10 protein-coding genes are annotated in these 10535 nt (G+C 42.9%); 4 read left to right on the forward strand and 6 right to left on the reverse strand.

The annotated features are described in order from the left end of the window. Positions 1-30 precede the first annotated feature (30 nt). Together fabF and FQ083_RS10175 are read right to left on the reverse strand one after the other, a co-directional pair. A complete protein-coding gene (gene fabF, locus FQ083_RS10170) occupies positions 31-1302 on the reverse strand; it encodes a beta-ketoacyl-ACP synthase II (RefSeq protein ID WP_149409765.1) in 1272 nt (423 codons plus the stop codon). A 228-nt stretch (positions 1303-1530) separates the two neighbouring features. Next, positions 1531-2904: an anhydro-N-acetylmuramic acid kinase gene (locus FQ083_RS10175; RefSeq protein WP_149409754.1), complete on the reverse strand. Its 1374-nt coding sequence runs from the start codon at positions 2902-2904 to the stop codon at positions 1531-1533. A 119-nt stretch (positions 2905-3023) separates the two neighbouring features. On the opposite strand from FQ083_RS10175, the gene tyrS reads away from it, so the two are divergent. Beyond that, positions 3024-4235, forward strand: coding sequence for a tyrosine--tRNA ligase (gene tyrS, locus FQ083_RS10180; protein ID WP_149409755.1), 1212 nt, complete (start codon positions 3024-3026; stop codon positions 4233-4235). 132 nt (positions 4236-4367) lie between these two features. Next, positions 4368-4595: a DUF1653 domain-containing protein gene (locus tag FQ083_RS10185; RefSeq protein WP_149409756.1), complete on the forward strand. Its 228-nt coding sequence runs from the start codon at positions 4368-4370 to the stop codon at positions 4593-4595. A 171-nt stretch (positions 4596-4766) separates the two neighbouring features. Here FQ083_RS10185 and FQ083_RS10190 read toward each other — a convergent pair whose 3' ends face one another. Then, positions 4767-5516: an alpha/beta hydrolase gene (locus FQ083_RS10190; RefSeq protein ID WP_316623668.1), complete on the reverse strand. Its 750-nt coding sequence runs from the start codon at positions 5514-5516 to the stop codon at positions 4767-4769. Between the two features lie 183 nt (positions 5517-5699). Further along, entirely contained in the window at positions 5700-6656 is a 957-nt protein-coding gene (locus FQ083_RS10195) for an alpha/beta fold hydrolase (protein WP_149409757.1), read from the reverse strand. A gap of 235 nt (positions 6657-6891) precedes the next feature. Here FQ083_RS10195 and FQ083_RS10200 point away from each other — a divergent pair, with 235 nt between their 5' ends. Further along, positions 6892-7548: a hypothetical protein gene (locus tag FQ083_RS10200; protein ID WP_149409758.1), complete on the forward strand. Its 657-nt coding sequence runs from the start codon at positions 6892-6894 to the stop codon at positions 7546-7548. A gap of 24 nt (positions 7549-7572) precedes the next feature. Here the strand turns inward: FQ083_RS10200 and FQ083_RS10205 are convergent, their stop codons facing one another. Together FQ083_RS10205 and upp are read right to left on the reverse strand one after the other, a co-directional pair. Next, entirely contained in the window at positions 7573-8325 is a 753-nt protein-coding gene (locus FQ083_RS10205) for an SDR family NAD(P)-dependent oxidoreductase (RefSeq protein WP_149409759.1), read from the reverse strand. An 80-nt stretch (positions 8326-8405) separates the two neighbouring features. Then, on the reverse strand, positions 8406-9053 hold the full coding sequence (gene upp / locus FQ083_RS10210; protein WP_011281223.1) for a uracil phosphoribosyltransferase: 648 nt from the start codon (positions 9051-9053) through the stop codon (positions 8406-8408). 251 nt (positions 9054-9304) lie between these two features. On the opposite strand from upp, the gene FQ083_RS10215 reads away from it, so the two are divergent. Next, positions 9305-10012, forward strand: a complete 708-nt coding sequence (locus tag FQ083_RS10215) for a DNA glycosylase (protein WP_262881102.1) — start codon at positions 9305-9307, stop codon at positions 10010-10012. Positions 10013-10535: the final 523 nt, after the last annotated feature.

Raw genomic sequence — 10535 nt, forward strand, 5'->3', positions numbered from 1 at the left:
TTACAAGGTCTCACTCATAAGCTTGACGCCTTAATGATTGAGTGGCCAGCGGGCAAATATCAATGAACCATTGGTGCCACCAAAACCAAAGCTATTGGATACGGCATACTGCAAGTTCTCAACTTTGCGCGATTGGTTGGCAACATAATCCAGATTACAGTTATCCTCAACATTGTCCAAATTAATCGTTGGTGGTACTTGCTGATGTTGCAAAGCAAGAACAGTAAAGATGGCTTCAACGCCGCCCGCAGCGCCAAGTAAATGACCGGTCATTGATTTGGTGGAGCTAACCAAGATGCTATCTTTTACCGGTGCAAATACCGTTTCAATCGCGATAGATTCGGCGACATCACCGGCAGGCGTGCTAGTGCCATGAGCATTGACATAGCCTACGACTGACGGCTCAATACCGGCATCGTTTAAAGCATTACGCATCGCTTGTGCTGCGCCACTACCATCTTCTGGCGGCGCAGTAATGTGACTGGCATCATCACTCATGCCAAAACCAACCAATTCAGCCAGTATCGTCGCACCGCGCGCTTTTGCGTGAGCAAGACTTTCTAGTACCATGACACCAGCACCATCACCAAGTACAAAACCATCGCGGTCTTTATCAAATGGGCGTGAAGCGCGAGTTGGCTCGTCATTGCGAGTTGAAAGAGCGTGCATGGCACCAAAACCTGAGATACCAAGTGGGCTTGAGCCTTTTTCACTACCGCCTGCTAGGATCACATCGGCGTCGCCATAAGCAATTAAGCGCGCTGCCAGACCGATTGCATGAGTTGCTGTAGTGCAAGCAGTGGACGTTGCAAGGTTCGGACCTTTTAAAGTATGTTTGATCGCCACCAGCCCTGCTGCCATATTGACGATAGAGCCTGGAATGATAAAGGGAGAGACTTTACTTGCCCCTTTTTCACGTAAAGTATCACGGCTATTTTCGATGTTTTGAATACCACCAATACCTGAGCCTATAATGACACCAAAGCGCTCTTGATCAACACCTTGTACCGGAGCGTCAGCAGCGCTTACTTCATTGATAAAACCTGCTTGCTGTAGCGCCATCGAGGAAGCAGCAACCGCATAATGCATAAAATCATCATAACGGCGTGCGTCTTTGGCATTCATATATTGCTTTGGATCGAAGTCTTTGACCACGCCTGCGATTTGCGCACGATAACCCGATGCGTCAAAATGACTAATAGCGGTGATGCCACTTTCACCTTTGAGTAGTTTTGCCCACGAGCTTTCGACATCTAATCCCAATGGCGTGACCGCGCCCATACCTGTTACGACAACGCGCATCTCATCAGTGCGTTCAAAATGTGGCGGCTTATGACGTTTTTTTGTCTGAGCGGTGGCAATAGGGTTATTAACAGTACTATTCGTAGCTTGGTCGATAAGTGAGTCGTTCGGTAAACTGCTGTGCTGGCTCATTCGCTATATCCTATACTGACAGATCCTAAGAGGAGTGTATTTCTAAAGCCATTATAAAACACATAGGTGTACGCATGTAAACTAAAATTTGACCGCTCAGGCAAAACATACTTGTCCCAATACCACGCCTTTACTTGCGCCTGTCACGGCGGGCAAGTTACCGGTTTCACCCATAAGTGTTTGTCTTGCTAACCAAGCAAAGGCAACGGCTTCTACCCAAGTTGGCTCAAGTCCTAAGCTGGCTGTCGTTTCTACTTTGCATCGTGGCAAATGTACTTGTAAGCGAGTCATTAAATAATTATTTAACGCCCCGCCGCCGCAGACATAAACAGCATTATTACTACTAGCATTGATAAATAGATTGATTTGCGCACTGGCACTGATGGCGGTCAGCTCAGTGAGCGTTGCTTGTACGTCGGCGGATGAGTAGCGAACATCAGCAGAAGCCTGGTCGAATTTTTGTAACTCATCTTGTAGCCATGCTAAGTTAAAATCTTCACGCCCCGTACTTTTTGGATAGGTTTTCTTAAAAAATGGATGCTCTAATAGCTGATTCAGTAAAGGCTCAACGACTTGACCTGACTGTGCCCATGTACCGCCCGCATCATAATCCTTGTCCGTGTGCAATGTTGTCCACGCATCCAATAATAGATTGGCAGGACCGGTATCATAACCAACCACGCTATCAGATGGCTGATTTTCTGAGTGTTCATTAGAATCTACAAGGTCATTAGAAATCGCTGGCAAGACAGCGATATTAGCAATACCGCCCAAGTTTAATAACACACGCGTGCTATCAGGCACCGCAAACAATGCTTGATGAAAAGCTGGAACCAAAGGCGCACCTTGACCACCAACTGCCATATCACGGCGACGGAAATCACTGACGACGCTAATGCCCGTACGTTCAGCAATGATATTGGCATCGACCAATTGTAAGCTAAAACCCATCTGCGGACGATGGCGTACCGTTTGACCATGACAGCCAATCGCTAGTACAGATTCACTATCAGTATTTGATTGCTGCAATAATATATTAACCACGTCGCTTGAAAATTCAGCATATTCTTTACTTGCCCAGCCAAACCAGTCTAATTCGCTATTTGGTTCATCATCGGATGGCGTTAATGCTTGAATCCCATTAGGCTGACACAATGCTAATAGCACTTCACGCAGACGCGGTGGGAAATCTTGGCTATGAGTCGCTAACAAGTGCATCGGTTGTTGGGTATTATCTTTATCACTGAATTGACAAAGAACCGCGTCCATACCATCTAAGCTAGTGCCCGACATCATACCTATATATAAGCCATCATCGAAGTTTTCAAACACCGTTTGTTCGAGCGCATCGGTCAAGGTGGCATAGTTTAAATCGTCCATATTATCTAGACGACTATCAAAATCATCATCTAAACTCAGATCTGAAAAATTATTATGCTGACTATCAGCAAACGATGCAGGGTTGGTCATGGCAATTTACCTTAAAAAACGCTAGTATATCTGTCAAATTCTAACATTTTTTGATGGCTACGAGATTCTAAATAGCCCAAACGCTTTACCCTTTAAATAAAGACAATAAAGAGAGCATCATGACCACCCAAACTTATACCTTAGAAGAACAACTAGCGATAATCCAACGCGGTACACAAGAAATCCTATCTGAAGAAGATTTGGTTAAGAAGCTAAAACTCAATCGTCCGCTACGTATCAAAGCAGGTTTTGATCCTACCGCACCAGACTTACATTTGGGTCATACCGTGCTGATTAATAAGTTGAAGCATTTTCAAGATTTGGGTCATGAGATTTATTTTCTAATCGGTGATTATACTGCCAAGATTGGCGACCCTTCTGGCAAAAACAGCACACGCCCGCCATTGACTGATGAGCAAATCAAAGTCAATGCGCAGACTTATGCTGAACAAGTTTTTAAAATTTTGGATAAAGAAAAAACCAAGATTGTCTTTAACTCCGAATGGTTCAAGGATATGTCAGCGGGCGATATGATTCAGCTTTCTAGCCAGTTGACCGTTTCACGTATGCTTGAGCGCGATGATTTCTCTAAACGCTACGCGGCGCAAACGCCAATTGCTATCCATGAGTTTCTCTACCCATTGGTGCAAGGTTATGACTCTATCGCGCTAAAAGCCGACGTCGAGCTTGGCGGTACTGACCAAACCTTTAACATCCTGATGGGACGCACCCTGCAAGGTCGTTACGGGCAAGAGCCGCAAGTTTGTATCACGGTGCCAATCTTAGAAGGACTAGACGGCGTCAATAAAATGTCTAAGTCACTTGGCAACTATGTCGGCATTTACGATGCGCCGGGCACCATGTACCAAAAACTGCTGTCGATGCCAGATACTTTAATCCGTCGTTACTTTGAATTTTTAAGCTTTAAGCCGATGGAAGAAGTTGAGGCGTTAATGGCTGAGATGGAAAACGGTCGCAATCCACAAGAAATCAAACGCATTCTTGCTGAAGAGTTAATCGAGCGTTTCCACGATGCCGATGCGGCTGCTAATGCGCATAAATCAGCGGGTAACGTACTTGCTGATGGCGAATTGCCAGTCGATTTACCAGAAGTGACGTTAGAGTTAGAAGGGCAGGACGCATTATTTATCACGCAGATATTAAATCAAGCAGAGCTTGCCAAAAACAGCTCATCGGCTAAAGATATGATTAAACGTGGCGCGGTAAAAGTAGATGGCGAAGTGGTTGATGCGGGCTTTAGCTTAACGTCTGGTCAGACAGTTGTTATCCAAGCAGGCAAAAAGGCTTATGCGAAAGTGACAGTAGCTTAATAATTTATTGAGACAAGCTATTGAGAGTAAGAATAAGGTCGACATGATGGTCGACCTTATCTATTTTTGCGATGTAAATATAATGAGAAAGTATTTAATTCGTGCATTTATAATAAAAATTAGGGTTCAATCATGACAAAACCTATCCCTCAAGGTATCTACCGCCATTACAAAGGCAGCCTTTACCAAGTATTGCATACCGCGCAGCACTCCGAAACGGAAGAAGCGTTAGTCGTTTATCGCTGTCTCTACGGTGAGTATGGCGTTTGGGTAAGACCGTTAATGATGTTTTCTGAAACTGTCACGGTAGATGGTAAGCAGTTACCTCGATTTGAGCTTATAAAAGGATTGGCTGATTGAACCTAAGAATTTTCTGATAACTGATAAACAAGAAAGCGACCATTCAAGGTCGTTTTCTTTTTTATATACAAAATTCATTAGCTGTCTAAAAAAGCAATTAAAGCTTCATTAAACTCTTTAGCATGCGTCACATTGATACCGTGCGGGCCGCCTTCAACGATATGAAGTTGACTATCTGCAATCATTTCGTGCGAACGCTGACCACTGACCACTGACCTCTAACGGTACGATTTGATCTGCATCGCCATGAATGACCAAAGTTGGTACATCAAATGCTTTTAAGTCATCACGGAAATCGGTATAGCTAAAAGCTTTGACACAATCGTAGCTAGCTTTGGCGGAGGCAAATGCAGCAATATCACGGTTATATAAGCGTAATGGTTTACTAACTAATAACGTGCCGTCTTTTGGGGTAAAAAACTTCTTAGTAAAATCATTTAGGAAGGCAATACGGTCACCGCTGACACCATCTAAGAATTGCTGAATATCTTGCTTTTCTAGACCACCTTCAGGATTGTCATCTGCTTTATATAAATAAGGCGGCACAGCAGAGGCTAATACTGTTTTACTGACACGTTCAGAACCATATTTCCCAAGATAACGTGCCACTTCGCCGCCACCCATAGAGAAGCCGACGATAGTAGCATTTGTTAAATCTAGCTCATCCATCAAGGCTTTTAAATCTTGTGCCAAAGTATCGTAATCATAGCCATTCCATGGCTGGGAGGATTTCCCGAAACCACGTCTATCATACGTAATCACTTGATAACCAGCCTCAACCAGCGCAGGAAGTTGTGACTCCCATGCCCGTCCGCTTAATGGCCAACCATGAATTAACACGACAGGTTTGCCAGTACCTTGGATTTCGTAATACAGTTCGACAGGTTGCTCGTTTTGTGTTGCAACTTTTACATATGGCATGTTCAGATCCTTTTTATATTATTATAAAATTTTTATAATGACGCACTTTTTTGATTTGGTTTTTGGTTAATGAAGGCGGACGTCAGCTTTTTAGTATAAAAGTAGGTTTGAGCAATTACTATGACGTGTTGTAAAGTTATGGTGTCGATTATAGAGTTTTTAAGTGACATCGTAATGTTATGCCTAAGTTTCCAAAAAACTCTTTAACACTTTATAAAACCCAATTGGTTCATCCATCGGTACTGCATGACCTGAGCGTGGCAACACGACCTCAGTTGCATTGGGTAGCATCTGGGTGACTTTTTGCTGCCACTTAGCATCGTAAAGTTTAGAGCGACCACCGATGAGGTTAACAACTGGAATAGTGACACGCTCTATCGCGCCGCGAAAGTCATAGGGTAAGGTCAAATAGGCTTGTAAGCAGCGCATTTTATGATGCCAAATACTGTGTTCATAAAGCGCAAGTTTAGGGTCATTTTTATAGGTCATCACTTGTATAAAAGCTTTTGAGCGCGTGCGATTGACGGATAACAGAGAAAATAGCCGTTCGACATCCGTTGCACGGCGTTTCAGGGCAAAAGGCAGATGGGTAAAGCTTTCGATGTCAGCATAAGGCAAAGTCTTATCAATCACCTCATGAAAGATATCGAATACTTCTTGCTGGCGCGTGCCAAACAAGCCACCTTGCCAATTAGGTTGATTGTGAATAGCAGGACTTTGGTCAATATTCAAATAGCGGCTGACTCTTTCGCCACCATAACGTTCAAAGTATGCCCACATCACTTGCGCGCCCATCGAAATAGCGGCAACTGGCAAGGATTCTATATTGCGCGCCAAGCAAATTTGCTCAATGACGACACTGATATCATCGGCATACTGACGCACAAAATCAAACTGGGTCTGCTTGATATCTTTTGCCGCCCCAAACCCTCGCAGATGCGGTAGATAAAATGCGTAGTTGCCAACTAAAGGTAAAATAAACGGCAAAAACTCACGCGCATCCATACCATAGGCATGCAAGAGCAGCATGGGTTTACCATTTCCTATCACTGACACTGGTAGCAACGTACCGTCAGTCAAAGCAATATCAATTGTTTTCAACTGATAGTTAGCAGGCAGTTTGATTAAGTTTCTCTTCATAAGGCAATGCACCTTGTTTTCATTAAGCGGTTTTACCAAGTCGATTTAGCCGAAATGTATCGTAGCAAAAGTCTTTATCTCATTTCTAAAAGACTGCTATATTAAAATAGGTAACTGACCATAACATAAAAGCTGTTTAGGGTTAAAAGCAGTTAAGCGGTAAAAGTAGCGACTTGTCATAGACTGTGATCAATCGAATCAAACGTCAGCAAGTAAAATATAAGGATATTAAGGTATGAACAAGTCAAATTTGCCATTGCTTGATAGCAGCCTATATCCACAAATCTGGCAGCAGCAGAACTTTGCTAGTCCACAGACATTATTGATGGAGATGTTAACAGCAGATATCACACTAGACGCCGATGCTTTCACCAAGCAATTACTAGCCAATGATATTTATCAAGACTGGATTAATAGCAGCGTGTTTGGACGTTATTTACATCGTAATTTTACGGCGTTCTCTCAGCAAACAGAAGACAGTTTTAATATTGATATGCCTTCGCTGTTTCGTCAGGAATTGATGCGTCACGCGCAGTATTTACCATTAGAGCAGGTATTGTTTTTTGCAGGGGATTTACCAAAAAGTGTACGTCAGACAAAGGTGTTAATTACAACTATTAATCCTGTTACCGCCATCATTAATGCTCAGAAGCTAAGTGAAAAAGCTACCCTCAATAATTCGACCACGATTATCAATCAGATAGTGATTAGAGGTAAGCAAGTCTTAGGATTTCCGATACGGCACAATAAACGCACCAGCGAGCGTTTGCGTAATGAAGTACTGATTTTAGACTTTCAGGAATTGCGCTTGGTCAATGAAGAGAATATCAGTAGCAAAAAAAGAAGCAATATAGATGCGACTATATTGCTTCGGTCTTATGAACTGCGTTAATGAGCCAAACGGTCAGCTAAAATTTTAAGAGTCTTGCTTAGCAATGGTCAGACCGTTATAAGTTTGCGCGACAGGCATGACTTCCAAGCGATTGACATTAATATGAGCAGGCGATTCAATCAACCACAATAAAATATCGCCAATATCATCGCCGGTCATGGTTTTAAAGCCGTCGTAAACCTGAGCGGCTTTATCATCATCGCCGTGGTAACGCACGTTTGAAAACTCAGTACCCGCGACATTACCCGGTTCAAGGTTGGTCACGCGCACTTGCGTACCGATGAGATCCGCACGCAAATTTAAGCTAAACTGTTTGACAAAGGCTTTGGTCGCGCCATAGACGTTACCACCAAAGTAAGGCCAACTTCCGGCAATCGAGCCGACATTAATGATATAACCGCTATCGCATGCGACCATGGCTGGCAAGACCGCGTGAGTCAGCGCCATTAAACCTTTAATATTGGTATCGGTCATACGCATCCAATCATCAAGACTAGCCTTGTGCGCAGGCTCTGTACCAAGCGCCAGTCCAGCGTTATTTACCAAGACATCGATTTGTTTAAAATCAGCAGGCAAATTCGCAATGATTTGCGGGATAGACGCTGTATCACTCACATCCATAACCACAGGTAAAAACGCCTCGCCCAAAGTTTCTGCCAAAGCATTGAGTTTGTCTAAGCGTCTGGCACAGCCAATCACGCGATGACCTTTGGCAATCAAACGCTCAGCCAGCGCTTTACCGAAACCCGCGCTTGCCCCTGTAATCAATACGTTCATCTTATATCCTTATCATTGATGTTTTGTACATATGTCATGTTGTTTGAGACGACAGCTTGTCTTAGTTTATCTGCTTTGGCTTACTTATTAAATAATTGCTTACCAAAGATTTTATCGCCCGCATCGCCCAGACCTGGAATAATATAACCGTGCTCATCCAAATGACTATCTAATGCAGCAGTATAAATAGTCACGTCAGGATGTGCTTCATTGACTACACGGACCCCTTCAGGTGCCGCAACTAATACCAAGGCTTTGATATTAGTACAGCCGTTTTTCTTAAGCATTTCGATAGTTGCAACCATAGAGCCGCCAGTGGCTAACATTGGGTCAATGATAAGGGCTGGGCGTTTGTCCATATGGCTGACAAACTTTTCAAAGAACGGCACCGGTTGTAAGGTTTCTTCATCACGTTGCAAACCAACGACAGAGATTTTCGCCGTAGGAATCAAATCGAGCACCCCATCAAGCATGCCAATACCTGCGCGTAAAATCGGTACGATAGTTGCCGTCTTACCGATGATCTGCTCACCAATGATTTCACCACACCAGCCTTCCATCGGAAAGGTTTCAATTTCGAAATCGCGGCTAGCTTCATACGCCATCAAGCGCGCAAGCTCTTTGGTTAATGTACGAAACTTATAAGTACTACAGTCTTTTTCGCGCATAAGGCTGAGTTTATGACGGACTAACGGGTGATCGATAACAGTGATTTTTAAGTCGCTCATAAGTATTCTCTTGGTTTTTTGGTCTGATGCTTGATTAGTATAAAAGATACAAACACTTACTGCACTTCAACCCTATATTTAGCCCATCAATAGTAAGCTTAATACTTTAACAAAAAGTAAGCCAAAGGCATTTACAACGAGCTCGGTTTTGTTTAAGCCGACTATGTTTGACTATATAGCGCTATAACAAATGAAGTAGTGTTTAATCCTGCTATGATACCAAAAAAACTGCTTTTCTGATGAAGAATCTTATGACCAAAACCTCACTGAATAATCCCACCCATCCACAAAAAGCTGCTAACGACTTTGTGTGGACACAGAAATTAAAGACCGATAGCGCAAATATCGAAACCCATCCTTTTGGTCCTGTCCTACCACCTGATGCCACCGTCATGATGATGGGCAGTTTTCCGCCCACTGCCGATAAATGGGCAATGAGGTTCCATTATCCCAATTTTCAAAATGACATGTGGCGCATTTATGGACGCGTATTTTTTGATGATGCGGATTATTTTAGAGTAGGGGAGGAGAAACGCTTTGATCCTGAGCGCATTCGAGCCTTTATGTTTGAGCGTGGTATTGCCTCTTGTCCCACGGTAGTACAAGCGATTCGCGAAACAGGCAATGCGTCTGATAAAGACCTTACGGTCGTGACCACCGTCGATCTAGACACAATTTTGCCGCAAGTACCAAAAGTGCAGGCACTATTCACCACTGGTGGTAAGGCAACAGAGGTCTTACTGAACTTATTAGCTGAACCACCTGCCAAATCAAAGCATCCTAAGACCAATCAAAGTATGGACTATCCTTATAAGTGGCAGGATAAAGATAATAAAAAATCTGATGTTAATAGTTTAACCTTATATAGACTGCCTTCTACCTCGCGCGCCTATCCTTTAGCATTAGATAAAAAAGTCTCTGCTTATAAAGACTTCTTCAAAAAGATAGGTAAGCTATAAAAGTGTTATATATAGAAGAAGCTATGAGGCTATATATAAGCACTAACTAAGGACAAGAATTGATTTTGGTAAAGGTAAAAGTACTTTTAACCCTAACTGACTGATAAATAGATGGTATTGATGATAAGGATAGATAATCGCCAAAATATCGGGCAAACCTCCTTGACCCTCTACTAAAACAGCGTATACTGCCACCCAGTCGGAGAGGAAGGCGGATTGAGAGTGGTTTATCGCTTAGAGAGTTTAGCCAACCAAAAAAATTACTTTTAAGTTAACTCAAATTAAAATAATTTACTTCTTGACTTACCAATTAAAGCGTCTATAATACGCACCTCATTAAGACGAACCGGAAGCAGCTACTGTGTGATTACACAATAACTACCCCGTTAACTTAAAGAAACAAATTAAGAAAAGAAGTTGACAGACTATTAAAACATGATATGATGGTCAGCTCGCTAAATAGGATAAGCCAGATTGGTTTAGCATATTTAGTAAGAATACTCTTACTGGACGACAGTAGAGA

This window comes from Psychrobacter sp. ANT_H59, assembly GCF_008369225.1.
In the GTDB taxonomy this organism is placed as follows: Bacteria; Pseudomonadota; Gammaproteobacteria; order Pseudomonadales; family Moraxellaceae; genus Psychrobacter; species Psychrobacter cryohalolentis.